Annotated in this window: 18 protein-coding genes; 10 read left to right on the top strand and 8 right to left on the bottom strand. The window is 65.1% G+C overall.

Annotated features, from left to right (window positions below):
* Positions 1–29 precede the first annotated feature (29 nt).
* From BRPE64_RS06645 to BRPE64_RS06630, 4 genes are all read right to left on the bottom strand, one after another.
* On the bottom strand, positions 30–1208 hold the full coding sequence (locus BRPE64_RS06645) for an acetyl-CoA C-acyltransferase (RefSeq protein ID WP_016345291.1): 1179 nt from the start codon (positions 1206–1208) through the stop codon (positions 30–32).
* Positions 1205–1846 carry a bifunctional nicotinamidase/pyrazinamidase gene (gene pncA / locus BRPE64_RS06640; RefSeq protein ID WP_016345290.1) on the bottom strand — a complete coding sequence of 214 codons (642 nt, stop codon included), beginning with the start codon at positions 1844–1846 and terminating at the stop codon, positions 1205–1207. The genes BRPE64_RS06645 and pncA overlap by 4 nt, the downstream gene beginning before the upstream one ends.
* Before the next feature lie 10 nt (positions 1847–1856).
* Positions 1857–3941, bottom strand: a complete 2085-nt coding sequence (locus BRPE64_RS06635) for a 3-hydroxyacyl-CoA dehydrogenase NAD-binding domain-containing protein (RefSeq protein WP_044041317.1) — start codon at positions 3939–3941, stop codon at positions 1857–1859.
* 192 nt (positions 3942–4133) lie between these two features.
* Positions 4134–5792 carry a 3-(methylthio)propionyl-CoA ligase gene (locus BRPE64_RS06630; protein ID WP_016345288.1) on the bottom strand — a complete coding sequence of 553 codons (1659 nt, stop codon included), beginning with the start codon at positions 5790–5792 and terminating at the stop codon, positions 4134–4136.
* Positions 5793–5965: 173 nt separating this feature from the next.
* On the opposite strand from BRPE64_RS06630, the gene BRPE64_RS06625 reads away from it, so the two are divergent.
* The 5 genes from BRPE64_RS06625 to BRPE64_RS06605 all read left to right on the top strand — a co-directional run bounded on the left by BRPE64_RS06625 (position 5966) and on the right by BRPE64_RS06605 (position 9837).
* Positions 5966–7501 carry a protein adenylyltransferase SelO gene (locus tag BRPE64_RS06625; RefSeq protein WP_232519213.1) on the top strand — a complete coding sequence of 512 codons (1536 nt, stop codon included), beginning with the start codon at positions 5966–5968 and terminating at the stop codon, positions 7499–7501.
* A gap of 51 nt (positions 7502–7552) precedes the next feature.
* Complete coding sequence (msrB, locus tag BRPE64_RS06620) at positions 7553–7975, top strand: peptide-methionine (R)-S-oxide reductase MsrB (protein WP_016345286.1); 423 nt, start codon at positions 7553–7555, stop codon at positions 7973–7975.
* A gap of 128 nt (positions 7976–8103) precedes the next feature.
* Positions 8104–8640, top strand: coding sequence for a septation protein A (locus BRPE64_RS06615; protein WP_016345285.1), 537 nt, complete (start codon positions 8104–8106; stop codon positions 8638–8640).
* The gene (locus BRPE64_RS06610; protein WP_016345284.1) at positions 8637–8951 is read left to right on the top strand and encodes a BolA family protein; all 315 of its coding nucleotides are present in this window, start codon (positions 8637–8639) and stop codon (positions 8949–8951) included. Before BRPE64_RS06615 ends, BRPE64_RS06610 begins: the two co-directional genes overlap by 4 nt.
* 103 nt (positions 8952–9054) lie before the next feature.
* On the top strand, positions 9055–9837 hold the full coding sequence (locus tag BRPE64_RS06605; protein WP_016345283.1) for a peptidylprolyl isomerase: 783 nt from the start codon (positions 9055–9057) through the stop codon (positions 9835–9837).
* 105 nt (positions 9838–9942) lie between these two features.
* Here BRPE64_RS06605 and BRPE64_RS06600 read toward each other — a convergent pair whose 3' ends face one another.
* Both BRPE64_RS06600 and purL read right to left on the bottom strand, forming a co-directional pair.
* Positions 9943–12405 (bottom strand): family 20 glycosylhydrolase, encoded by a 2463-nt coding sequence (locus BRPE64_RS06600; protein WP_016345282.1) that lies wholly within the window; start codon positions 12403–12405, stop codon positions 9943–9945.
* 238 nt (positions 12406–12643) lie between these two features.
* Positions 12644–16681, bottom strand: coding sequence for a phosphoribosylformylglycinamidine synthase (purL, locus tag BRPE64_RS06595; protein ID WP_016345281.1), 4038 nt, complete (start codon positions 16679–16681; stop codon positions 12644–12646).
* Between the two features lie 489 nt (positions 16682–17170).
* Between purL and BRPE64_RS06590 the strand changes: the two genes are divergently transcribed.
* The 3 genes from BRPE64_RS06590 to pgi all read left to right on the top strand — a co-directional run bounded on the left by BRPE64_RS06590 (position 17171) and on the right by pgi (position 21985).
* A complete protein-coding gene (locus tag BRPE64_RS06590; protein WP_044042025.1) occupies positions 17171–18463 on the top strand; it encodes an FAD-dependent oxidoreductase in 1293 nt (430 codons plus the stop codon).
* Positions 18464–18578: 115 nt separating this feature from the next.
* Positions 18579–20141: an NAD(P)H-hydrate dehydratase gene (locus BRPE64_RS06585; RefSeq protein ID WP_016345278.1), complete on the top strand. Its 1563-nt coding sequence runs from the start codon at positions 18579–18581 to the stop codon at positions 20139–20141.
* A 209-nt stretch (positions 20142–20350) separates the two neighbouring features.
* Positions 20351–21985 (top strand): glucose-6-phosphate isomerase, encoded by a 1635-nt coding sequence (gene pgi / locus BRPE64_RS06580; protein WP_016345277.1) that lies wholly within the window; start codon positions 20351–20353, stop codon positions 21983–21985.
* Between the two features lie 70 nt (positions 21986–22055).
* Here the strand turns inward: pgi and BRPE64_RS06575 are convergent, their stop codons facing one another.
* On the bottom strand, positions 22056–22757 hold the full coding sequence (locus BRPE64_RS06575) for an ABC transporter ATP-binding protein (RefSeq protein ID WP_016345276.1): 702 nt from the start codon (positions 22755–22757) through the stop codon (positions 22056–22058).
* Between BRPE64_RS06575 and BRPE64_RS06570 the strand changes: the two genes are divergently transcribed.
* Together BRPE64_RS06570 and BRPE64_RS06565 are read left to right on the top strand one after the other, a co-directional pair.
* Positions 22756–23439, top strand: coding sequence for an arylesterase (locus BRPE64_RS06570; protein WP_016345275.1), 684 nt, complete (start codon positions 22756–22758; stop codon positions 23437–23439). The two genes, BRPE64_RS06575 and BRPE64_RS06570, sit on opposite strands and share 2 nt — an antisense overlap.
* Positions 23440–23563: 124 nt before the next feature.
* Positions 23564–23905 (top strand): hypothetical protein, encoded by a 342-nt coding sequence (locus BRPE64_RS06565; protein ID WP_044041315.1) that lies wholly within the window; start codon positions 23564–23566, stop codon positions 23903–23905.
* 135 nt (positions 23906–24040) lie between these two features.
* Here BRPE64_RS06565 and BRPE64_RS06560 read toward each other — a convergent pair whose 3' ends face one another.
* Positions 24041–25966, bottom strand: coding sequence for a SurA N-terminal domain-containing protein (locus tag BRPE64_RS06560; protein ID WP_016345273.1), 1926 nt, complete (start codon positions 25964–25966; stop codon positions 24041–24043).
* Positions 25967–26011 lie beyond the last annotated feature (45 nt).

Raw genomic sequence — 26011 nt, 5'->3', positions numbered from 1 at the left:
GATGGACGCGCGCAACTCAGGCACAACCCTCACACGATTTCGAAGAGGCCCGCCGCGCCCTGCCCGCCGCCGATGCACATCGTCACCACGACGAACTTCGCGCCGCGCCGCTTTCCTTCGATGAGCGCGTGCCCCGTGAGCCGCGCGCCCGACACGCCGTACGGATGGCCGACCGCGATCGCGCCGCCGTTCACGTTCAGACGCTCGTCGGGAATGCCCAGGCGGTCGCGGCAATAGAGCACTTGTACGGCGAACGCCTCGTTCAGCTCCCACAAGCCGATGTCGTCGACGGACAGCCCCGCGCGCTTCAAAAGCTTCGGCACCGCGAACACCGGACCGATGCCCATCTCGTCAGGCTCGCAGCCCGCGACCGCGAAGCCCCTGAAAATGCCGAGCGGGCTCAGGCCTTCTTTCTCGGCGAGCGTCGCGCTCATCACGACGCAGGCGGACGCGCCATCGGAAAACTGGCTCGCGTTGCCCGCCGTGATGACGCCGCCCGGCATCGCCGTGCGAATTTTCGCGACGCCGTCAAGCGTGGTGTCGGCGCGAATGCCTTCGTCGGCGGCGAGCGTCACTTCCTTCGTGTAGAGGCGGCCGGTCGCCTTGTCGGCGACGCCGGCGAGCACGGTGATGGGCACGATCTCATCGTCGAATTTTCCTGCCGCCTGCGCCGCCGCGGCGCGTTGCTGCGAGCGCACGCCGTATTCGTCCTGCCGCTCTTTCGATATCTCGTAGCGTTTCGCGACGTTCTCGGCGGTCTGCAACATCGACCAGTAGATTTCCGGCTTGTGCTCGTCGAGCCAGCCGTCCTTGAGCATGTGACGGTTCATCTCGTTCTGCACGCACGAGATCGACTCGACGCCGCCCGCGACATACACGTCGCCCTCGCCCGCGATCACGCGCTGCGCGGCGAGCGCGATGGTCTGCAAGCCCGACGAGCAGAAGCGGTTCACCGTCATGCCCGGCACCGACACCGGCAGGCCCGCGCGCAAACCGATCTGCCGCGCGATGTTCATGCCGGTCGCGCCTTCCGGATTCGCGCATCCCATGATGACGTCCTCGACGCGCGCCGGATCGATGCCCGCACGCTCGACGACCGCCCGCGTCACGTGGCCGCCGAGCGTCGCGCCGTGAGTCATGTTCAGCGCGCCGCGCCACGATTTGGCGAGCGCCGTGCGCGCCGTCGATACGATCACTGCATCGGTCATGTCGTCTCCCTTGCTGTTATGTCTTGCGAACTCACGCGCTTGACGCCCGCGTCGTCCATGTCCTGCCACGCGCGTGCGAGCGAGCCGTTTAAATCGATCGCGCGGCACGCATCTTCGATCACGCGCACCTCGAAGCCTGCCTCGCGCGCATCGAGCGCGGACCACGCGACGCAATAGTCCGTGGCCAGTCCCGCGAGCCAGATGCGTTGCGCGCCGACATCGCGCAGATAGCCGGCGAGGCCCGTGGGCGTCACGCGATCTGCTTCGAGAAACGCCGAATAGCTGTCGACGTGCTCGTGATGCCCCTTGCGCACGACGAGCCGCGCCTGCGGCACATGCAGATCGCGATGCAACGCTGCGCCTTCGGTGTCCTGCACGCAGTGCACCGGCCACAGCACCTGTTCGCCGTAGGGCAGCGTCATGGTCTCGAACGGCGCGCGGCCCGCGTGATTCGCCGCGAAGGACACGTGCGAGCGCGGATGCCAGTCCTGCGTCAGCACGACATGCGAGAACGCGCGCGCGAGCCGGTTGATGACCGGCACGACCTCATCGCCGCGCGCGACAGCCAGCGCCCCGCCCGGCATGAAGTCGTATTGAACGTCCACGACGAGGAGCACATCTTCGACGGGTTTGATCATGTTGGATTGCTCAGCCATTGAAGCGGCCGGCGCTCGCCGCGAGTTCGCTCACGCGCGCGGCCGGCTGCCACGCTTCGCCGTTCGGCTGCTGCGCGTACTTGCGTATCGCGCGTTCGACGTTGTAGAGGCCGACCGTGTCCGCATAGAGCATCGGGCCGCCGCGCCAGAGCGGAAAACCGTAGCCCGTCAGATAGACCATGTCGATGTCCGACGCCTTCGCGGCGATCCCTTCTTCGAGAATCTTCGCGCCTTCGTTGACGAGCGAGAAAACGAGACGCTCGACAATTTCCTCGTCGCCGATCCTGCGCCGCGCGGCGCCCTGTTCCTGCGAATACGCGAAGATCATTTCATCCACGGCTTTCGACGGCAGCGCGTCACGCCTGCCCGGCTCGTAGTCGTACCAGCCCGCGCCGGTCTTCTGCCCGAAGCGGCCCATCTCGCATAAGCGATCAGCGACGCGCGAATAGCGCAGATCCGGCTGCTCCCGGTAACGGCGCTTGCGAATCGCCCAGCCGATGTCGTTGCCCGCGAGATCGCTCATGCGGAACGGGCCCATCGCGAAGCCGAACTTTTCGATCGCGCGATCGATCTGCGCGGGCAGCGCGCCTTCTTCCAGCATGAAAAGCGCCTGACGAATGTACTGCTCGACCATGCGATTGCCGATGAAACCGTCGCACACGCCCGACACGACCGCCGTCTTGCGGATCTTCTTCGCGAGCTGCATGACGGTCGCGAGCACGTCCTTGGCGGTCTTCTCGCCGCGCACGACTTCGAGCAGCTTCATTACGTTGGCCGGGCTGAAGAAGTGCATGCCGATGACATCGTCCGGACGCCTCGTGAAAGCCGCGATACGGTTCAGATCGAGCGTCGAAGTGTTCGATGCCAGAATCGCGCCGGGTTTGGCGATTTCATCGAGCTGGCGGAACACCTGTTCCTTCACGCCCAGTTCCTCGAACACCGCTTCGATGATCAGGTCCGCGTGCGCGAGATCGTCGTAGGCGAGCGTCGGCTGGATGAGCGCCATGCGCGCCTCGAGCTTGTCCTGCGTGAGCTTGCCCTTTTTGGCCTGCGCTTCGTAATTTCGGCGGATCGTGGCGATGCCGCGATCGAGCGCATCCTGTTTCGTCTCCAGCAGCACGACGGACAAGCCCGCGTTGAGGAAGTTCATCGCGATGCCGCCGCCCATCGTTCCCGCGCCGACCACACCGATGCGCTCGATCTTTCTGACGGGTGTATTCGACGGCACGTCGGCAATCTTGCCCGCCGCGCGCTCGCCGAAGAACGCGTGCCGCAGCGCGCGGCTCTCGGGCGTCTGCACGAGCGCGAGAAAGCATTCGCGCTCGAACGCGAGACCGCGCTCGAAGCCTTCCTGCACGCCCTTTTCGATTGCGTCGATGCACTTGTGCGGCGCCGGAAAGTGCTTCGCGACCGCCGCGACGCTGTTTCTCGCGAACTGGATAAAGCCCTCGGCGTTCGGATGCTCGATCGGTCGATTGCGTACCTTCGGATGCGGGCCTTCTCTGTCCGCGGCGCGCCTGGCGAACCGGAGCGCCGCATCGAGCAGATCGCCGTCGGCGATTTCGTCGAAGAGCGCGGTCTGCGCGAGCGTCTCGGACAGCACCGGCGCGCCCGCGACGATCATGTTCAGCGCCGTCTCCAGACCGACTGCGCGCGGCAGCCGTTGCGTGCCGCCCGCGCCGGGCAACAGGCCGAGCTTCACTTCGGGCAGCGCGATCTGCGCGCCCGGCGCGGCAATCCGGTAATGCGCGCCGAGCGCGAGTTCGAGGCCGCCGCCCATCGCGACAGCGTGAATCGCCGCGATTACGGGCTTCGCGCTCTCCTCGACCGCCTCGATCACGGTCATGAGCGTCGGCTCCTGCGTGGCCTTCGGCGTGTTGAATTCGGTGATGTCCGCGCCGCCCGAAAACGCCTTGCCCGCGCCGATGAGAACGAGAGCGCGCACGTTCGCATCGCCATTCGCGCGCTCGACGCCTTCGAGGATACCGAGACGCGTCGAGTGCCCGAGCCCGTTTACCGGCGGATTATCGAGCGTGATGACGGCGACGCCGTCGCGGACCGCATAGTCCACAGCCATGAGCGTGTCTCCTTCCAAACAGATAAAAGCGGGTAAAGGCGGGCAAGAGCGGATAAGCCCGATTATGAAGTCGGATCGATGCAGAATACACAAAAAAGCACGATCGTTCAATTGATGATTGTGCGTGCCGGAAATGGAAAAACCCCGGCGCCGCGCGCAGGCGGAGCCGGGGTTTTCAGGGAGAAGGCCGCGTCAGACGGAATTCTCGGTCGCGCTCGGCAGCACGTAATCGCGATATTGCTCGCGCAGCCGCACCTTCTGCAGCTTGCCGGTCGCCGTGTGCGGCAACTCCTGCGCGAACACGACGTCGTCCGGAATCCACCACTTCGCGACCTTGCCCTCGAAATGCGCGAGCAGTTCCTCGCGCGTGACGGTGGCAGCGGGCTTCAGCACCGCGACGATCAACGGCCGCTCCGTCCATTTCGGATGCAGACACGCAATGCACGCCGCCTCCGCGACCTGCGGATGCGACACCGCGATGTTCTCCAGATCGATCGAGCTGATCCATTCGCCGCCGGACTTGATCACGTCCTTGCTGCGGTCGGTGATCTGCATGAAACCGTCCGGGTCGATGGTGGCGACATCACCGGTCGGAAACCAGCCGTCGACGAGCGGTGATTCGTGCCGGCGGAAATAGCGGTCGATGACCCACGGTCCGCGCACGTAGAGATCGCCGAAGGATGTGCCGTCCCAAGGCAGTTCGCGGCCGTCGTCGCCGACCACTTTCATGTCGACGCCGAAGATCGCGTGTCCCTGCTTTTCGAGCGAATGACGCTGTTCTTCCGGCGAGCGCTGCTTCTGTCTGAACGAGAGGCGCGACAGCGTACCGAGCGGCGACATCTCCGTCATGCCCCACGCATGGATCACCTGCACGCCGTACTCTTCCTCGAAGATGCGCAGCATCGCGGGCGGGCACGCGGAACCGCCGATCACCGTGCGCGTGAGCGTCGAGAAGCGCACGTTCTGCTGCTTCATGTACGTGAGCAGGCTCATCCAGACGGTCGGCACGCCGGCCGAATACGTGACGCCTTCAGTTTCCATCAATTCGTAGAGCGAGCGGCCGTCGAGGTCCTTGCCGGGAAACACGAGCTTCGCCCCGACGAGCGGCGCCGCGTGCGGAATGCCCCACGCGTTGACGTGAAACATCGGCACGACGGGAAGAATCGCATCGCTCGATGACGCGCCCATCGCGTCGGGCAGCGCCGCGCCATACGCATGCAGCACCGTCGAGCGATGCGAATAGAGCGCGCCCTTCGGATTGCCCGTCGTCCCGGACGTGTAGCAGAGAAACGAGGCCTGACGTTCGTCGAGCATCGGCCAGTCATACGCGCCGTCGTGTTCGCCGATGAGACTTTCGTAGCTCAGCACCGGCACGCTCATGTTCGACAGATGCTCGCCGATGCACGCGGCGTCGCCGAGCGCGATCCAGCCTTTCACGTTCGGACATTGCGGCGCGATGATCTCGACGAGCGGGCCGAAGGTCATGTCGAAGAAGACGTACGAATCGTCGGCATGATCGATGATGAACGCGACCTGATCGGGAAAGAGCCGCGGGTTGATCGTGTGGCACACGGCGCCCATGCCCGCGATGCCGTAATAGCATTCGAGATGCCGGTAGCCGTTCCATGCAAGCGTGCCGATGCGCTCGCCCTGCTCCACGCCGAGCGCCGTGAGCGCCTGCGCGAGTTGCTTCGCGCGTTTTTCGCAGTCGCGGTAGGTGTAGCGGTGGATATCGCCTTCGATGCGGCGCGACACGATCTCGTTGTCGCCGAAATGGCGCGATGCATGGGACAGCAGGGACGACGCGAGCAGCGGTAGTTCCATCATTTGCCCGTAAAGCGGCGACGTCATAGGCGAGGTCCTCGGAAGGGTCGATGGCTTGGCGTTCGACGGCGGCCCGGCTCCTGCAGGCCCGCGGGCGCGGAATTACAATATCGTTTAACTCTGAGGCGCTCAACATGTCGTTTTCCCCAAGCAATGCCGTGCGCGCTGCGCGCGACGAGACGCCCGCCGGTGCGCTTTCCATGAGCGCCATAAGCGAGATAGCCGGCGCGATCGAGACCGGCAAGCAGGGTTCGTTCGCCGCGCTCGGCACCGCTTTCCTCACGCGGCTCCCGGCCGCGCCCGTGCCCGATCCCTATCTCGTGGCGCTATCGGACGAGATGGCCCAGGCGCTCGGCATCGCGCCGGAAGTCGCTTTCGGCCCCGAAAAAGACGCATTCGCCGCTTACTTCGCCGGCAATCCGACGCGCGACTGGCCAAGCGATGCGCTGCCGTATGCGGCCGTGTATTCCGGGCATCAGTTCGGCGTGTGGGCCGGTCAACTGGGCGACGGCCGCGCGCTCACGCTGGGCGAAATCGACGCCGGCGGCGCACGGCTCGAAGTGCAGTTGAAGGGCGCGGGACGCACGCCCTATTCGCGCATGGGCGATGGCCGCGCGGTGCTGCGTTCGTCGATCCGCGAGTTTCTGTGCTCGGAGGCGATGCACCATCTCGGCATTCCGACCACGCGCGCGTTCGCGGTGATCGGCTCCGACTTGCCGGTGCGCCGCGAGACCGTGGAGACGGCGGCGATCGTCACGCGCGTGGCGCCGAGCTTCGTGCGCTTCGGTCACTTCGAGCACTTCTATTCGAACGATCGCGTCGACGAACTGAAAAAGCTCGCCGATCACGTGATCGATCGCTTCTATCCGCATTGCCGCGACGCGCATGATCCCTATCTCGCCCTGCTGGGCGAAGCCGTGCGCTCCACCGCCGATCTGATGGTGCAATGGCAAGGCGTCGGCTTCTGTCATGGCGTGATGAACACCGACAACATGTCGATTCTCGGCCTGACGATCGACTACGGTCCGTTCGGCTTCATGGACGGCTTCAACGCGCATCACGTCTGCAATCACTCGGATACGCAGGGGCGCTATTCGTATGGACGCCAGCCGCAGGTCGGCTACTGGAACCTGTTTTGTCTCGCGCAGGCGCTCGTGCCGCTCGTGGGCGAAAACCTGCCGGAAGAAGGCCGCGCCGAGCGCGTGGTCGAAGAGGCGCAAAAGGTGCTCGAAGGCTTCAAGGCGCGTTTCGCGCCCGCGCTGGTGGCGAAGATGCGCGCGAAGCTCGGTCTCGACATCGAGCACGACGGCGACGACAAGCTCGCGAACGCGCTCTTCGAGATCATGCACGCCAATCGCGCGGACTTCACGCTCACGTTCCGGAACTTGTCGAAGCTATCGAAATCCGATGCGAGCGGCGATGCGCCGGTGCGCGACCTCTTCCTCGACCGCGCCGCGTTCGATGCGTGGGCGGTGCAATATCGCGAGCGCCTGACGCTCGAGCCGCGCGACGACGCCAGTCGTGCCGCGGCGATGAATCGCGTGAATCCGAAGTACGTGCTGCGCAATCATCTGGCGGAACAGGCGATCCGCCAGGCGACCGATAAAGACTTCTCGGAGGTGGCGCGCCTGCTGGATGTGCTGCGCCGCCCCTTCGACGAGCAGCCGGAATACGAGGCATACGCCGGCCTGCCGCCCGACTGGGCGAGCGGGCTGGAAGTGAGTTGTTCTTCGTGACCGCGCCCCCATATACCAGGCCTCAGTAAAGAAACCCGAAAAAGGACCGATATGAACCGAGACGACACCCCCGACACGACCGGCCATCCGCTGCAAAAAGACGACGCGAGCTATCGCCGCGAACTGAACGACATGCAGTACAAGGTTACGCGCCAGGCCGCGACCGAGCGGCCGTTTACCGGCGAATACTGGGACCACTTCGAGCGCGGCGTGTACGACTGCGTGTGCTGCGGCACCCCGCTGTTCGAATCGGACACGAAATTCGACGCCGGCTGCGGCTGGCCGAGCTATTTCAAGCCGATCAACGGCGAAGTGATTCAGGAAAAGACCGACCGCTCGCACGGCATGCTGCGCATCGAGGTGCAATGCAAGAACTGCGGCGCGCATCTCGGCCACGTCTTCGAGGACGGTCCGGCGCCGACCGGGTTGCGCTATTGCATCAACTCGGCTGCGCTACAATTCGAATCCAAGTAAGCGCGAGCCCGGCACGGGGCGCCCGGGAGCGCCCCGCTTCCAGTCCGTATCGACGCCCGCCTCGTCAGGCGGGCGTTCGCGTCTCGCGCACCCCGCATTCATCCGATGCCCTTCACGTCCGGACGCCAATGAAATTTCTGTTCGATCTGTTTCCGATCATTCTCTTTTTCGTCGCATTCAAGATCTGGGGCATTTACACGGCGACGGCAGTCGCGATCGCGGCGACGCTCGTGCAGATCGCCTGGGTGGCGTTCCGGCACCGCAAGGTCGACCCGATGCTGTGGGTGAGCCTCGGTGTGGTCGTCGTGTTCGGCGGCGCGACGCTCGTGCTGCACAACGACACCTTCATCAAATGGAAGCCGACCGCGCTCTACTGGCTGTTCGCGCTCGCGCTGATCATCGCGCAGATGGCTTTCAACAAGAATCTGATCGAAGCGATGATGGGCAAGCAGATCGTGTTGCCGCATCGCGTGTGGGGCCAGTTGAACGTCGCGTGGGCGGTGTTTTTCGCGCTGCTGGGTATCGTGAACCTGTTCGTCGCGTATAACTTCACCACGGATCAATGGGTGAATTTCAAGCTGTTCGGCGCGACGGGCTGTCTGGTGTTGTTCATCGTCGCGCAGAGCTTCTGGCTCGCGAAGCACATGAAGGAGGATGAACAATGAGCGAGGCCTTCGATTTCGTCAATGCATCCGCGGCGGACAAAATCGCGCATCTCGAAGCGCGCCTGAACGCGGCGCTCGCGGCGCAATCGGTACATATCGACGACGATAGCGCCGCCCACGCGGGTCATGCGGGCGCCGCCTCGGGAAGCCATTACACGGTCACGATCGTGGCGGAATGCTTCGCGGGCCGCGCGCGCGTGGCGCGGCATCGACTGGTGTATGATGCGCTGGCCGAGGAAATGCGGCGCGGCGTGCACGCGCTCGCCATCCGGGCTTACACGCCGCAGGAGTTCGCAGAACAATTCGAATAGACGCGCGCGTGGCACGGCCGCCCATTTCTCTGTATCGCCTAAGCCGTGGCCTCTTGAATCTCGCCTGTAAAGGCGTCTGATTGCTCAGTTAGGAACCTCTCCGATGACATTGAAGAAAACCCGCGTCTGGGTGTTGCTGGCCGCGTTCGCGGCGGCGCCCGCGTTCGCGCAGAATGTTGCCGTCGTGAACGGCACGCCGATTCCCACGTCGCGCGCCGATGCGCTCGTGAAGCAACTCGTCGCTCAAGGTCAGCAGGATTCGCCGCAGCTCAAGCAAGCCGTGCGCGAGGAACTCATCAATCGCGAAATCCTGATGCAGGAAGCCGCACGCGAAGGTATCGCGACGCGTCCCGACGTGAAGGCGCAACTGGCCGTCGCGCAGCAGACCGTCGTGCTGCGCGCGCTGATCGAAGACTTCGTGAAGAAGAACACGCCGACCGACGCGGAAATCAAGGCGCGCTACGACAAACTGGTTCAGCAGAACGGTGGCGGCAAGGAATTGCATCTGCACCACATTCTCGTCGACAACGAAGCGCAAGCGAAAGATCTGATCGCGAAGATCAAGGGCGGCGCGAGCTTCGAGGATCTCGCCAAGCAATATTCGAAGGATCCGGGATCGGGCAAGAACGGTGGCGATCTGGACTGGTCGTCGCCGTCGGCTTATGTGCCGGAATTCGGCGCGGCCGCCGAGAAGCTCACGAAGGGCCAGGTGACGCCCGAGCCGGTGAAGACGCAGTTCGGCTGGCACATCATCCGCATGGACGACTCGCGCGAGGTCGCCCCGCCGCCGCTCGAGCAGGTCAAGCAGCAGATTGCGCAGCAGATCCAGCAGGAAAAGCTGCAGGCGTTCGAGGAAGGCTTGCGAAGCAAGGCGGTGATCAAGTAAGTGCTTCGGCTTTTGCCTTCGCTGTTGTCTTTGCGCAGGGCATGAACGGACAAAGCCGCCTTCGGGCGGCTTTGTCGTTTCTACAGCGTGCTTTCGTTCAGCCGTTCAATTGCTCAGCCCGAGCGCGGGCCGCATCAGCGCACCCGCGCGCGTCAGCTTCGGCAACTCGCGGTTCTGCACGACGCTCATGAAACCCGCCCAGTCCTGCGCGAGCGCGGCCTTGTCGACCTTATTGGTGTCGCCGAGCTTGAAGCGTTCGCCATCGCGATACGGCAGCTCCCACGCAGCGCGATGCCACGCGCGCTCCGCAAGCGCCAGCACGCGCGGGTACACCATGTACTCGAACTGCTGATCGTTGCGCATCACTTCGGCCCAGGCCTGCCCCTGAATGCCTTCGATGTGCGGCGCCGGTCCGGCGCTCGTCACCTCGAACGGAACGCCGTCGCGGTCGGCCATGATTTCCGCGTTCTGCGGCAGGTTATCCGGCGCGAGCGAGAACGTCTTGAAGCTGTCCGTGGCGTGCGATCCCCAGTAGTACCCGCGCTCGTGCTGATCGAGCGAATACGGGAAATCGAAGTACAGATAGTCCGGCAGCGCGAGCACCGTCTTGTAGCCCTGCTTGCCGAGCGACTGCACCGTATCCGCCGCGCCCCAGAAGATCGGGTCCCACATCGTCACCATCATGTTCGCGGTCGCGAAATCTTGCGGGCCGTTCGCATGCTTGATGCCGTCCTGCCACGCCGCCATCGTGCCGATGCCGTTCGTGCGCACGATCTGGCTCACCTGACGCGCGAACATCGACGGCAGTTCGTCGACGGATGCCGCCTTGCCCGCCGCGAGCAGCGCCGTACATTGCGGCGAACGCGCCCACGGCTTGTCCTGCGCCGCGAGATTCACGCGACCTTTGCCGGCATCGGTGCCGTCGAGCGGCTGGAAGCCCGAGCCGAGCAGGATGTTCTTCGCCTCGTCGCCGCCGAAATGCCAGACCGAGATCGGTGCGCCGGCTTCGCGATGCATCGCCGCAATTTCGCCGATCACCTTCGACGCGAAACGCTGCGCGCCGTCCGAGCACGGATTCAGGAAGCTGCGGCGATCGTAGAACTGGACGGTCGTCGTGTTCGAGGTGTCGGCCGGATCGAGCAGCCGGTACGCGCTGGCGCCCGCTGCATCGCCTTTCGCGCGCAGACGCTGATAACGCGCTTCCATCGACACCACCGCGGCGCGCGCGTGCCCGGGCATGTCGATTTCCGGCACGATCTCGACGAAACGGTCCGCCGCGTAACGCACCAGCGCGACATACTCCGCGCGGCTCAGATAGCCGCCGCCCGAGCGGTTGTCCGGACCCGAACCGAGTTGCGGCACGAGACAGCGCATTTCGGTGAGATCGTGACAACGTTTCGAGCCGATCTCGGTGAGTTCGGGCAGGCCGGGAATCTCGATGCGCCAACCTTCGTCGTCCGACAAATGCAAGTGCAGGCGATTGAGCTTGTACGCGCCCATCTGGTCGATCAGGCGGCGCAGCGTAGCGGGCTGGCGGAAGTTGCGCGCGACATCCACATGCATGCCGCGATAGCTATAACGCGGCGCGTCTTCGATGGTGATTGCCGGCACGCTGCCGCCGCCCGCCGGCGTGAGCGAGAGCAGCGTCTGCGCGCCGTAGTAGAGCCCGGCGGCGTCGAAGGCGTCGATGTTCACGCCGCCTGATGCGATCGTCAGCCGATAGCCGCCGCTCTTCGCGGTATCGCCCGGCAGCGCAGCGCCGACGATCTGGCCGCTCACGCGCGCGGCCGGACCATTGAGGCCGAGCGTGGTTGCGCGCGAACGCAGCGCCGTGACTTGCGACGCGCTCAGCCCGGCCAGCGACAAATCGATGCCGCCAATCTGCACCGCGCCCTCTCCCGCCGTTTCACGCAGCACGGCGGGCACGGCGCGCGCGGCTGTCTGCTGCGCAGTGGGCAGCGCGGCCTCCGCGCGGGCACGCTGCACTTGCGCGGGCGTCGCGGCGAGCGTTGTGGCGTCGTCCTTGATCGGCGGAATGCGGTCGACGTAGCGCGTTTCGTCGTCGGTATCGTTGTGCTTGAGGATAGCGGGCGTCTCGCTGCCGTCCGCCACGACATACGCGCGCGGCAACAGATCGCTGTAGCGCTGATACCAGTACTCGCCGACGAACGGCACTTCGATGCGCTCGCCCGCGCCGAGCGTGAACGCGCCGGCGGCGGGCGTGAGCGCGTAGAGATCGCCGGTGATGTGCTTCCACGCAAAGGCGGGATGCTCGACCGCCAGAATGCGCCGGATGCTGTGCACATAGAGCGTCCAGCCTCCGGCGGCGAGGCTGCGGCCGCCGGTGTTTTCGAGAATCAGCTTGCCGCGCGCGCAGCTCGCCCAGTCCGCGCCGAGGTCCGCGCAGTTCGTGCCGGATGTCGCCGCGTCGTTGGTATCGATTTCGACGCGCATCTGCAGATTTTCGCCGAGCGCGGCCGCGCGCGCCGACGGCGTCAGGTTGGCCGAGCCCGAATTCGAGCCGCCGCACGATGTCAGCAGAAGCGACGCCGCGACAGCCGTCGTCATCAATACGCTTCGTATAACTAAATATCCTGATCGAGATTGTCTCATTGCTCCTCCGTTGTCAGTCGCGCCTCACGACGACGCGCGAAAACACTATACCCGCAACTTACAACCCGATTATTTTGAGAAAGATGACGGAAAGCATCAGTCGATGCGATCGAAAGGTCGGCGCAAAAAGCAAAACGCCCCGAAGCGTGAACTTCGGGGCGTTTTTGGCAGCGGCTTCAGCGAGCGATGCGCCTTAGCCGAGGAAGCGTCGCGCATTCTGGAAGACGCGCAGCCACGGGCTGCCGTCGGTGGTCCAGTCTTCGGGCGTCCAGCTCATCTGCACATTGCGATGCACGCGCTCCATGTGCGGCATCAGCACGGTGAAGCGGCCATCGGGCGTGGTGACCGACGTGATGCCTTGCGGCGAGCCGTTCGGATTGAACGGATATTGCTCCGTCGCCTGGCCGCGATGATCGACGTAACGCATCGCGACGAGCGCCTTCGACGGGTCGCCTTGCTGCGAAAAGTCAGCGAAGCCTTCGCCATGGGCGACCGCCACCGGAATGCGCGAGCCTTCCATGCCGGCGAAGAAGATCGACGGCGAGTTCTGCACTTCGACGAGCGAGAAGCGCGCTTCGAACTGCTCCGACTTGTTGCGCGTGAACTTCGGCCAGGCTTCGGCGCCGGGAATCATCGACGCGAGGCTCGACATCATCTGGCAGCCGTTGCAGATGCCGAGCGCGAAGGTATCGGCACGTCCGAAGAACGCCGCGAACATGTCGGCCAGTTGCGCATTGAAGCGGATCGTCTTCGCCCAGCCCTCGCCCGCGCCGAGCACGTCGCCATACGAGAAGCCGCCGCACGCGACCGCGCCCGCGAAATCGGCGAGCGTGGCGCGGCCTTCGAGGAGGTCGCTCATGTGGACGTCGTGCGCGTCGAAGCCGGCGCGATCGAATGCGTAGGCCGTCTCCAGATGCGAGTTCACGCCCTGCTCGCGCAGGATCGCCACACGCGGACGCTTGTTGGTCGCGATGAACGGCGCGGCGACGTCTTCCACCGGATCGAACGTCAGCACGGGCGAAATGCCGGGGTCGCCAGCATCGAGCAGCGCGTCGTATTCGGCATCCGCGCAGGCCGGATTGTCGCGCAGACGCGCGATGCGCCAGCTTACTTCGCTCCACGCGCGATGCAGTTCCACGCGCGGGGCATCGAAAATTCTCTTGGCGTCGCGATAAATCTCGACAGTATCCGTCGCGTTCGGTTTGCCGATCACATGCGCGCACGCCGACAAGCCGTGTTCACGCAGCGCGCCCAGCACGGCGTCGCGCTCGGACGCGCGAACCTGCACCACCGCGCCCAGTTCTTCGGCGAACAGCGCGCGCATGGTGCGGTCTTCGCGGCGGCCGCTCGTCTGCTTCGCCCAGTCTTTCGCGTCGCCGTAATCGGATTCGTGCTCGGCGTCGAGCGTCAGCATATCGACGTTCAGCGACACGCCCACGTGCCCCGCGAACGCCATTTCACACACCGTCGCCCACAGGCCGCCGTCGGAGCGGTCGTGGTAGGCAAGCAGCTTGCCGTCGGCGTTGAGCGCCTGGATCGCCGTGAAGAAGCGCTTCAGGTCTTCGGGATCGTCGACATCAGGCACCGTGTCGCCCACTTGCTGCGTCACCTGCGCGAGGATGCTGCCGCCCATGCGATTGCGGCCGCGGCCCAGATCGATCGCGATCAGCACCGTGTTCGCATCGTTCACGAGTTGCGGCGTCAGATGACGGCGCACGTCTTCCACCGGCGCGAACGCTGAAATGATCAGCGACACCGGCGACACGACTTCCTTCGCGGCGCCGCGCGCGTCCTGCCACTTGGTGCGCATCGACAGGGAATCCTTGCCGACCGGAATGCTGATGCCGAGCGCCGGGCACAGTTCCATGCCGATCGCCTTCACGGTGTCGTACAGCGCGGCGTCTTCGCCGGCGCTGCCGCACGCGGCCATCCAGTTCGCCGAGAGCTTCAGTTTGTTAAGCGACGCGATCGGCGCCGACGCGATGTTGGTCACCGCCTCGCCCACCGCCATGCGGCCGGACGCGGGTGCGTCGATGACGGCGAGCGGCGTGCGCTCGGCCATCGTCATGGCTTCGCCGCGGAAGCCGGCATAGTCCATTGTCGTCACGGCGCAATCCGCGACGGGCACCTGCCACGGACCGACGAACTGATCGCGCGCGGTCGTGCCGCCCACCGAACGGTCGCCGATGGTAATCAAAAACGACTTGCTCGCGACCGTCGGATGCTTCAGCACGTCGAGCGCGACTTCGGACAACACGAGGCCGGTGACGTCGACCTGGCCGAACGTGGTGCTTTCGCGCTTCACGTCGCGATGCATCTTGGGCGGCTTGCCGAGCAGCACGTCCATGGGCATGTCGACCGGTTCCTGGCCTTCGTTGGCGTCATCGACGAGTTCGAGCTGACGTTCTTCCGTCGCGACGCCAACGACTGCCACCGGGCAGCGTTCGCGCTCGCAGATCGCCTGGAACGCGGGCAGATCGGCGGGCGCAATGGCCAGCACGTAGCGTTCTTGTGCTTCGTTCGACCAGATTTCGCGCGGCGACAGGCCGCTTTCTTCCAGTTGCACGCGGCGCAGCTCGAAGCGCGCGCCCTTGCCCGCGCCATCGACGAGTTCCGGGAACGCGTTCGAGATGCCGCCCGCGCCGACGTCGTGAATCGACAGGATCGGGTTGCGCTCGCCCAGTTGCCAGCACGCGTTGATGACTTCCTGCGCGCGCCGCTGAATTTCGGGATTGCCGCGTTGGACCGAATCGAAATCGAGTTCGGCGGTGTTCGCGCCGGTCGCCATCGAACTCGCTGCGCCGCCGCCCATGCCGATGCGCATGCCCGGCCCGCCGATCTGGATCAGCAGCATGCCCGCGGGCAGATCGTGCTTGTGCGTATGCTGGTCCGAAATATTGCCGATGCCGCCCGCGATCATGATCGGCTTGTGATAGCCGCGCACGCGGCCCGCGACGTTCTGCTCGAACGTGCGGAAATAGCCGCCGAGGTTCGGTCGCCCGAATTCGTTGTTGAAGGCCGCCGCGCCGATCGGCCCGTCGATCATGATTTGCAACGGCGACGCGATGCGATCCGGGCGGCCGTACGGTTCGTGCGCGTCGGCGGGATTGCGCGTGGCGAGCGGCGTGGCGGCATCGCGCGCGTTTTCCCACTTCTGGCGTGCATCGGGCAGATCGAGGTTCGATACGGTGAAGCCCGCCAGGCCTGCCTTCGGACGCGCGCCGCGGCCCGTTGCGCCTTCATCGCGGATTTCGCCGCCGGAACCCGTGGCCGCGCCCGCGAACGGGGAAATCGCGGTCGGGTGATTGTGCGTTTCCACCTTCATCAGCGTGTGGGTCAGTTCCACGTGACGCCGATACTGCTCGTCGGCCCCGCGCGGAAACCAGCGCTCGGCCGTGCAGCCCTGCATGATCGCCGAGTTGTCCGAATACGCGACGATCGTGCCTTCGTGATTCAGCTTTTCCGTATTGCGGATCATCTGAAACAGCGACATGTCCTGCTTCTCGCCGTCGATGGTCCATTCGCCGTTGAAAATCTTGTGACGGCAATGTTCGCTGTTGGCCTGCGCGAACATCATCAGTTCGACGTCGGTCGGATTGCGCTCGAGGTTCCTGAACGCATCCACGAGGTAGTCGATCTCGTCTTCCGCGAGCGCGAGCCCGAGTTCCGCGTTGGCCGCTTCGAGCGCGCCGCGCCCCGCGCCGATGATGTCGATTGTCTGCAAGGGCTTCGCGGGCAGTTCGTCGAACAGATGCAGCGCCTGATCGCGCGAGGCCGCAACGCTTTCCGTCATGCGGTCATGCAGCGCATCCGCGACGGCCGCGCGCCCCGCGTCCGACAGCGCCTTCTTGCCGCCGAGCAAGCCACTCTTCATGATGACCGTGTACTCGACGCCGCGCTCGATGCGCCGCACTTTCGTGAGACCGCAGTGGTGCGCGATGTCGCTCGCCTTGCTCGCCCACGGCGACACGGTGCCGAAACGCGGCACGACCATGAACGTTTCCGTCGCGCCGCGCTCCCTGGTTTCCTCGAACGGCGCGCCGTAGTGCATCAGCGCCTCGATGCGGCGATTGTCCTCATCCGTGAGCGGCTCGGACGAGTTGACGAAGTGCAGGAACTGTCCGCGCACGCCGACGATGTTCGCGTCGATGCGGGCGAGCGTTTCGAGAAGACGGGTCTGACGGAAATCGGAGAGGGCCGAAGCGCCGGGGAAACACGAGAAGTGGGCCATTGTGACGGTGCGTCGATGACGTCTGTATGCCGCTCGTCCGCTGCTCGTTCGCTGTATTGCAAATTCGGAAATTCGCAAATTCAGATTCGAGCACGCAAGCGGCGTGAGGCGAAAGGAAGACCGCGATTATAACCCGGAAGCGTCTCGAAATCGGGCGGGGACGCCCGCCCGGCCACGGCGCCGCGACGACTCGCCGATGCGCGGCGCCGTGCGTTTCATCTCAAAAAGGTGCCGGACCAGCGCGCTGCACGCCGTTGCGGCGACGGCGGCATGCTCGCGCGCGCGGCTTGCCGTCCCCCGCAAACGATTTTGGCGCTATCATGGCGCGCTTTCTTCGGGCGCGGCCCGCTCATCGATCCCGGCCGGCTGGCCCGTCGTTTCATCGTGCGTCATGGTGCGAAGGGCGGCGCCGGGCGCACCTGCCCGCGCTTCGCACCGCTCTTGTGTTACGCAGCACTGCCAACTCGCGCCTTCGGGCAGAAAAAAGTCATGGATGTCATCGTCATCGGCGGGGGAATCGCCGGCATCGCCACCGCGCATCAGTTGCATGCGGCCGGCCACCGCGTCTGCGTGATCGAGCGCCACGCGACCGTCGCCCAGGGCGCCACCTACGGCCAGGGCGGCGCGTTGCTGCCCTCGCCGCTCGACGTCTGGTTCGGTCCGACCTTCATGGCGTCGAGCCGCGCGAAGCAAAGCGGCATGGTGGTCAAGACCGGTTTCGACTCCGCCGCGCGCGATTTCGTCAAACAACTGGTGACGCTGCGCGATCCGGAAGCGTTCGCCGCCCAATACGAGCGGCTGGAACCCCTCGTCGCGCTGTCGCGCAAGGTTCTGGGCGAGATCGAAAGCGGTCTGGAACTCGAATTCGAGCAGCGCCGCGGCATGCTGCACGTGTTCCGTCAGACGCGCGAACTCGAATACGCGCAGCCGGCGATCGATCTGCTCAAGCGGTTCAAGGTGCCGTATCAGGAGCTCACGCCCGAGGAATGCGTCGCGGTCGAGCCTTCGGTGCCCGAGGATCCCCACTTCGCGGGCGGCGTGCTGCTGCCCGAGGAGCGCACCGCGAACTGTCCGCTCTTCACCAAGCAACTGAAGCAGATTCTCGAAGACGGCGGCGTGCAGTTCCGCATGCATCGCACGGTGGCGTCGGTGCGTCTCGAGGGCGCGCGCGCCGCGGTCGAGCTTGCCGAACCGGGCGAAGGCAAGAAGCGTTCGGCCGACGTCGAGACCATTTCGGCGGACGCCATCGTGGTCGCCGCGGGCAACGGCACGCCGGCGCTCATCGGCGGCATCAAGGCGACGCCCGCGCTGTTCCCGCTGCGCGTGCACACGCTGACCGCGCCCGTCGCCTACGAGGAGCGCGCGCCGCATCTGACCGTCGTCGATTCAGTCAAGCGCATCACGATGACGCGCAGCACGCAGCGGCTGCGCATCGCGGGCGCGGGCGTGTTTCAAAGCGCGGCGAAGGCCGACAAGCCGCTCGACGCCACGCTCGCGCGCCGCGCGCTCGATCTGCTGGGCCAAGGCACGCACGACTGGATTCCGGGCGCGGCGCGGGTGTCCGTCGCGCGTGCGTGGGACGGCGTGCGCCTGCTTTCGGCGGACGGCCTGCCGGTCGTCGGCGCGACGCACCATCCGCGGCTTTTCGTCAACGCGGCGCACGGCCCGGCAGGCTGGGGGCTGGCGTGCGGGTCTGCTAGAGTGATCGCGGACCTCGTCTCCGGCGTCACGCCCGATCTTCCCCACGCGACGCTCGCCGCGCTGAGCCTCGAACGCTTCTAGCCGCGAACGCGGACGCACACGCGCCGCATCAGGCGGCCGCGACGGGCATGATTGCTGCGCGCAATGCCGGGTTTCCGAACGATTCCCCACTCGACGCGCCCTTCCCTCCGCCGCCATGACCGCTGCCCGCTCTGCCTACTTCACGCCCAAAGACGATCCGCTCGCGCTGCTGACGCTCGCCGAGTTGCGCACGCTGGAGGCGCGTGCAGCCGCCGCGCTGCCGCCGCACACGCTGATGGCGCGCGCGGGCGCGGCCGCCGCGCAATGGCTCATCGACGCGATGGAGCACGATCCTGAAACGCGCGCGCGTCCCGTCTGGATCGCGGCCGGCCCCGGCAACAACGGCGGCGACGCGCTCGTGATCGCCGAGCGATTGCATCGCGCGGGCGTCGGCGTGCGCGTGTGCATGCCCGTCGAGGTCAAACCGGACGACGCGCGCTGGGCGCTCCAGGCCGCACGCGCGGCGAGCGTGCCGATCGATGCTGCGCCGCCCGCATCGTTCGACGGTTTCGGCTGGCTCGTCGACGGCATGTTCGGCATCGGCCTGTCGCGGCCGCTCGAAGGCGTGTTCGCGGAGATCGGCGCGCGCCTCTCGCGGCGGGCACGGGCGTCGGGTCAGGTGCTCGCGCTCGACGTGCCGAGCGGCCTCGACAGCGACACGGGCACGCCCGTGAACGGCAGCGAGGCCGTTCGCGTGACCGACACGATCACCTTCATCGGCGCGAAGCCGGGACATTTCACGTCGCAAGGGCGCGATCTCTGCGGCCGTCTTTTCCTGGCGACGCTGGAGGTCGAATCGAGCGCCGCGCCGTCGGTCGTGCTCAACGCACCCGCGCTGTTCGCCGCGCACATGCCGCCACGCGACAACGCGACGAACAAGGGCACCTTCGGGACGCTCGCCGTGATCGGCGGCGACACCGGCATGTGCGGCGCGCCCGTGCTCGCCGCGCGCATGGCGCTGTACGGCGGCGCGGGCAAGGTCAATATCGCGTTTCTGGGCGACGGCTTCCCGCCCTACGATCCGCCGCATCCCGAACTGATGCTGCATCACGTGGACGGCTTCGCGCTCGACAAAATGGACGCTCTCGCGATCGGCTGCGGCATGGGTTCGAGCGAACGCGCGCAGAACGTACTCGACGACGTGCTGAAGCTCGACATCCCCAAGCTGCTCGATGCCGACGCGCTCAATCTCGTCGCGAAGAACGATGCGCTCGCGGCAGCCGTCGCGGCGCGCGGTGCGCAAGGCGATCCATGCATTCTGACGCCACATCCGCTGGAAGCGGCGCGTCTGCTGCACAGCGACGCGAAAGCTGTTCAGGCCGATCGCATCGCGGCCGCGCGGCAATTGTCGGCGCGCTACGCGGCTATCGCGGTGCTGAAAGGCTCGGGCACCGTGATCGCATCGCCCGATGGCCGCGTCGCAGTGAATCCGACGGGCAATGCGGGACTCGCGACCGGCGGCACCGGCGACGTGCTCGGCGGATTGATCGGAGCATTGCTCGCGCAAAAACTGCCCGCCTACGAGGCCGCGCTCGCGGGCGTGTGGCTGCACGGCCTCGCTGCGCAGACGCTCACCGACGGCGGCACCGGTCCGGCGGGACTGACAGCCGGAGAACTCGCGCCCGCGGTGCGCACGCTCATCAATCGCCGCTTATACGGAACGCATGCGCGAAGCTGATGCCGCGCGCCGTCCGCACACTCCGTCAGGCTGTGCCGACGCGTTGCAAGCATCTGTTCACGCATCATCGCTATACTCTTTTTTGATTCGGGCATCCGCGGCGGTTTAGTCGCGTTCACGAAACAGATGACGCAAACACGACGCAAGCCACGCCGCGCAGGATTTGCACGAACGTATTCCTCTGTCACTCTCAGACTATCGGACCGCTCATGACCCAAACCTCGACGCTCAATTCGCTTCCTGCCTGGTCGGCGCTCCAGTCGCACTACGATGCCATCTCCGGCGAGCGTCTGCGCGACTGGTTCGCGCCGCAAAACGACGCCGCGCCGACGCGCGCCGAACGCTTCACGTTCGAAGGTGGCGGTCTCACCATCGACTTTTCCAAGAATCGCATCAGCGACGCCACGCTCCAGCTGCTCGTGCAGCTCGCCGAGGAAGCCGGCGTCACGAAGCGGCGCGACGCAATGTTCAACGGCGATATCGTGAACATCACCGAGCATCGCGCGGCCCTGCATACGGCGCTGCGCGCGCAATCGCCCGATGCGCCCTTCCACGCGCAGGTGCAGGCCGAAAAGGCCAAGATGGCCGCTTTCTCGGACCGCGTTCGCGACGGCTCGTGGACCGGCTACACCGGCAAGCGCATCCGTCATGTGGTGAACATCGGCATCGGCGGCTCGGATCTCGGGCCGAAGATGGTCGTGCACGCGCTGCATCACCTCGCATCGAAGGAACTCGACACGCACTTCGTCTCGAACGTCGACGGCGCCGATCTCTACAACGTGCTCGAGCAGATCGATGCCGAGGAGACGCTCGCGATCATCGTCTCCAAGACCTTCACGACGCTGGAAACGATGACCAACGCGCACTCCATGCGCGACTGGTTCCTCAAGGCCGGCTGCCCCGAAGACCAGTTGTCGAAGCATTTCGTCGGGGTGTCGGCGAATCCGGCGGAGGTCGTCAAGTTCGGCATCGCGAAAGAGAACGTGTTCGAGATGTGGGACTGGGTCGGCGGCCGGTATTCGCTGTGGTCGGCGGTCGGTCTGTCGATCATGATCTCGGTCGGGCCGAAGAATTTCGACGCGCTGCTGCAAGGCGCCGACGCAATGGATCAGCACTTCCGCACCGCGCCGCTCGCCGTGAACCTGCCGGTGCTGATGGGCATGATCGGGATCTGGTATCGCAACTTCTTCGGCTCGCAAAGCGACCTGATCGCGCCGTACTCGCAGGCGTTGCACTATCTGCCTTCGTACCTGCAACAACTGGAAATGGAGAGCAACGGCAAGTCCGCGCGTCTCGACGGCAAGATGGTCGATTATCCGACCGCCGCCGTGATCTGGGGCGAGCCGGGCACGAACGGTCAGCACGCGTTCTTCCAGATGCTGCATCAGGGACCGACGCTGATTCCGATCGATTTCATCGCCGTGCTGACGCCGGAGCATCCGCTCGTCGATCATCACGCGAAACTGCTCGCCAACTGCTTCGCGCAGAGCGAGGCGTTGATGCTCGGCCGCACGCTCGAAGAGGCGAAGAAAGTGGCCGGTCCGGGCAAGGAAGAACTCGCCACGCACCTGAGCTTCCCCGGCAACCGGCCGACCACGACCATCATGCTCGATGCGCTCACGCCGCAAACGCTCGGCGCGCTCATCGCCCTGTATGAACACAAAGTGCTCGTGCAGGGAACGGTGTGGGACATCAACTCGTTCGATCAGTGGGGCGTGGAACTCGGCAAGATTCTCGGCAAGGTCGTCGAGGCCGATATCACCGCTGCGAGCACCGATGCCGCGAAGCACGATTCGTCGACGTCGGCGTTGATCGCGCGTGCGCGCAAGGCGCTCAAGCGCTGAGGTTCGGCTAGGTTCGGCTAGATTCGGCGTGCGGTACACGGCCCGCGGCGTTCGATCGTCGCGGGCTTTTTCATACGCCGATGCCGTTGACGAGGCGCCCCGCTTCGATCGTCACCGTGGCATCGCAGCGCTCGGCCAGTTCGGCGTCGTGCGTGACGAGCACGAGCGTCGCGCCGTTGCGGCGATTCATCTCGAACATGAGATCGATGATCGCGTAGCCCGTGGCGGCGTCGAGACTGCCGGTGGGCTCGTCGGCGAAGAGCACGGCCGGATGCGTGACGAACGCGCGCGCGAGGGCGACGCGCTGCTGCTCGCCGCCCGACAGCAGCTTCGGATAATGGCCCGTACGCTGCGCCAAGCCCACCTGATCGAGCAGCGAGCGTGCGTGCGCAGCGATCTCGCCGTGCGGCATCTCGGCGCGCAGTTCGAGCGGCAGCATCACGTTTTCGAGCGCGGTGAGATGCGGCATCAACTGGAACGACTGGAACACGAAGCCGACCGCGCCGCTTCGCAATGCCGCGCGTTCGTCTTCGTTCAGCGTGGACAGCTCCTTGCCGAGCAAACGAACCGAGCCCGCGCTCGCGCTGTCCAATCCGGCGAGCAGGCCGAGCAAAGTCGACTTGCCCGAACCCGATGCGCCCACGATCGCCACGCTGCTCCCCTTCGCGATCGAGAGATCGATCTGATCGAGAATCGTGAGCTCGCCCGTTGCGTCCTTCACCCGCTTGCTTAATCCCCGTACTTCGATGACCGGCTCGATATTGTTTTGCATGGACACCTTGAAGAAGAACTCGCGCGGTCTGATTCCCGCAATCCTGTTGATGGCGGCTTGCTCGACGACCGGCCATGCCGCCGACGCTCATGTCGACGCACAAGCCGCGCCGCAACCGAAGCCCGCAATCGTCGTGCTGGGCGATAGCCTCTCGGCGGAATACGGCTTGCCGCGCGATACCGGCTGGGTCTATCTGTTGCGCGACAGGCTGGCGAAGGAGCGCTTCGATTATAGCGTCGCCAATTCGAGCATCAGCGGCGACACCACGAGCGGCGGACGCGCGCGGCTCACCGCGGTGCTCGCGCGCATCAAGCCTGCGGTCGTGATTGTCGAACTCGGGGCCAACGACGCATTGCGCGGCGTACCGCTCGCGACGACCGAAACGAATCTGCGGGACATCGTCGCTGAATCGCAGGCCGCGCACGCGAAGGTTTTACTCATCGGCATGTACGTTCCACCCAATTACGGCCCGGACTATACGCAAAAGTTCCACGCGGTCTACGAACGCGTCGCCAAGGACAAGAACGTGCCGCTCGTGCCTTTCCTGCTTGCGGGCATCGCGGACAAACCGTCCCTGTTCCAGGCAGACCAGATTCATCCGACAGTGCAGGCCCAGCCTTTGCTATTGGATAACGTCTGGCCAAGCTTGAAACCCTTGCTGGGCGCAGGTGCCGCGCATTAAGAAGACGGCGGCCGCGACAGCTTTCTCCAATAAACGCGGAACACGGCCACGATTCAGTCATCTGAGACTTTCGCGTAACTCTTATAACTCCGCTCGTACTGGAGCGACTTCACAAGGAGGTCACGTGAAATTTATCCCTCTTCTCGCCCTGACCGTTGCGATCTCGGCTTGCGCCGCCCAACCGCCCGCCGGCGTGCAGCAAGTCGGCACGAGCCAGAAGGCGCCGAAGGCCATCGCGCAATGTGTCGCCCAGAAGTGGGCCGACAAGTCGCAGCAGCAGGTCGTGTCGCAGGACACGCTGGCAAACGACCAGGCCGTCGATATCTACGTGCCCGGCCAGCAGCCGCCGAGCGGCGCAGCGGCCGTGGTTCGTCCGGCATGGTCGGGTCCGGGCTCGTGGGTGGGCTTCCGCGCATCGGGCGCAGCCGGCAGCGAAGCAACCGGCGATATTCAGGCTTGCCTGTAAGAACGTTGCAAGTCCGCGCAGCCGTGTGCCCGAGGGTGTAACGTATCTCTCGGCCGCGCTCAGGCTAGCGCTTTCGAACAAAAGCCCCGCTTCCTTTCGGCAGCGGGGCTTTTTACATGTCGACGCTAAAGCCGATCAGTTCGGCGCAGGTTCCGTCGATGCGTGGCTCAGCTTGACCTTCGAACGCGCCTTCAGCGAGCTGATATAGGCTTCCATTTCGGCTTGCGCGTACGTCTGCGCGATCTGCTGCTGCGCGCCGGTGAGACGATCGGCCGCGACGGGCGCCGGCTTTTCGATTGCGTTCACGCGATAGATTGCGTAGCCATCCGCGCCGAGGTCCACGCCGACATAGGCCGGCAGCTTCGATGCGTCCGCCTTGAAGATCGCGCTCAGTGCGGCGGGCGGCAGACCTTGTGCGTCGTTGCGCGACACCGTGATCGGCGACGTGAAGCCATCGGTCGACTTCGACTTCAGCAGATCGGCCAGCTTCGCCTCGCCTTCTTTCTTCGCCATGGCGGCAGCCATTTCAGCGATGACCTTCTTGCGCACATCGTCCTTCACCGCGTCGAATGCGGGCACGGTGGGCGCCTTGTAGTCGGTCACGCGTGCGGCGACGAGCGTGTTGTTGCCGACATCGATGGCCTGCGTGTTGTTGCGATCCTTCGCCGAATCGGGCGCGAAGATAGCCATGAGCAACTTCGGGTTGTTGAGCGGATTGTCCTGCGGCAATTGCGGATTCGGCTTCGGGCCGACCGTTGCCGTCTGGATGGTCAGCTTGTACTTGTCGGCCGCGGGCTGCAGCGACTTCGCCTTCTCGTACACGAGATCGGTGAAGCCTTGGGCGTTGTCGGCGAAAGTCTTCGCGCCCTGCTGTGCCGCATAGTCCTTCGTGAGCGCATCCTTCACTTCGTCGAACGGCTTCGTGACCGAGGGCTTCACGTCCGTCGCCTGGATGATGTGATAGCCGAAGTCCGACTCGACGAGATTGCTCACTTCGCCCTTCTTCAGGCCGAAGGCGGCGTCGTCGAAAGCTTTGCCGCCCGCGATCTGCCCGTGCGCGAAGTAACCGAGATCGCCGCCCTTGCTCGCCGAACCCGGATCGTCCGAGTTCTTTTGTGCGATCTGCGCGAACTGGTCCGGATGCGCCTTGACCTGCGCGAGCAGTTCCTCGGCCTTCTGTTTGGCCTTGGCTCGGTCGGCGGCGCTCGCGTCCTTCGGTGCGTTCACCAGTATATGGCTCGCGCGCACTTCCGCTTCGGTGCGATAGCGCTGGATGTTGTCGTCGTAATATTTTTTGAGATCGGCGTCGCCGGGCTTCGCGGCTGCCGCGATAGTCGATGGCGACATCACGAGGTACTGGATCGCGGCCGTCTCAGGTGTGGCGAAATCGTTGCGATGCGCGTCGTAATACGCGGTGAGTTGCGCGTCGGTGGGCTGGATCTTCGCGGTGTAATCCGCCGCGCGCAGCGACATGCCCTGCACCGAGCGCTTTTGCTCGGCGAGTTCGGTCAGGTTCTGCGCGAGCGTCTTCGACGTGAACGACGTCGCCTGAATGCTGCTCGGGATCTGGTCCGCCGAGATCGTGTAGCGCATGCGCTCGTCGTATTGGGCGGGCGTCATGCCCTGCATGGCGAGCAGTTGCTTGTAGCGGTCCACGTCGATGGTGCCGTCGGGCTTGCGCAGCGACGAGATCACCGGGTCCGCCAGCAGCGCGCGGCGCACGGCGTCGTCCGACGCGGTGAGATGCAGGCGTTGCGTCTCGTCCGCGAGCGCGCGCTGTTGCACGAGGCTGTCGACCATCGCGGCGCGCGTTTCGGGCGAGTCGAACATCTTGGCATCGAACTGTGCGCCGAGCATGGAGCGGGCGCGGTCCACTTGCTGCCTGAAGGCGCTGTCGAATTCGGCGCGCGTGATCTTGTGACCATTCACGCTGGCGACGTAAGAACTCTCGTCAAAATAGTTGCTGAATCCCTGGATTCCGACCATGCCCAGACCGGGCACGATGATCAGGATCAGCAAGGCCATCATCAGGCGCTGGTGATTACGGAAGAAGTCGAGCATGCGTAGCGCTGCGTGGTTGGAACAAAACGCTCGATATTACAACAG

The organism is Caballeronia insecticola, assembly GCF_000402035.1.
GTDB classification, from domain to species: domain Bacteria; phylum Pseudomonadota; class Gammaproteobacteria; order Burkholderiales; family Burkholderiaceae; genus Caballeronia; species Caballeronia insecticola.
Note: the sequence above shows the minus strand (reverse complement) of the source record. Positions and strands in the feature narration are given on the sequence as shown.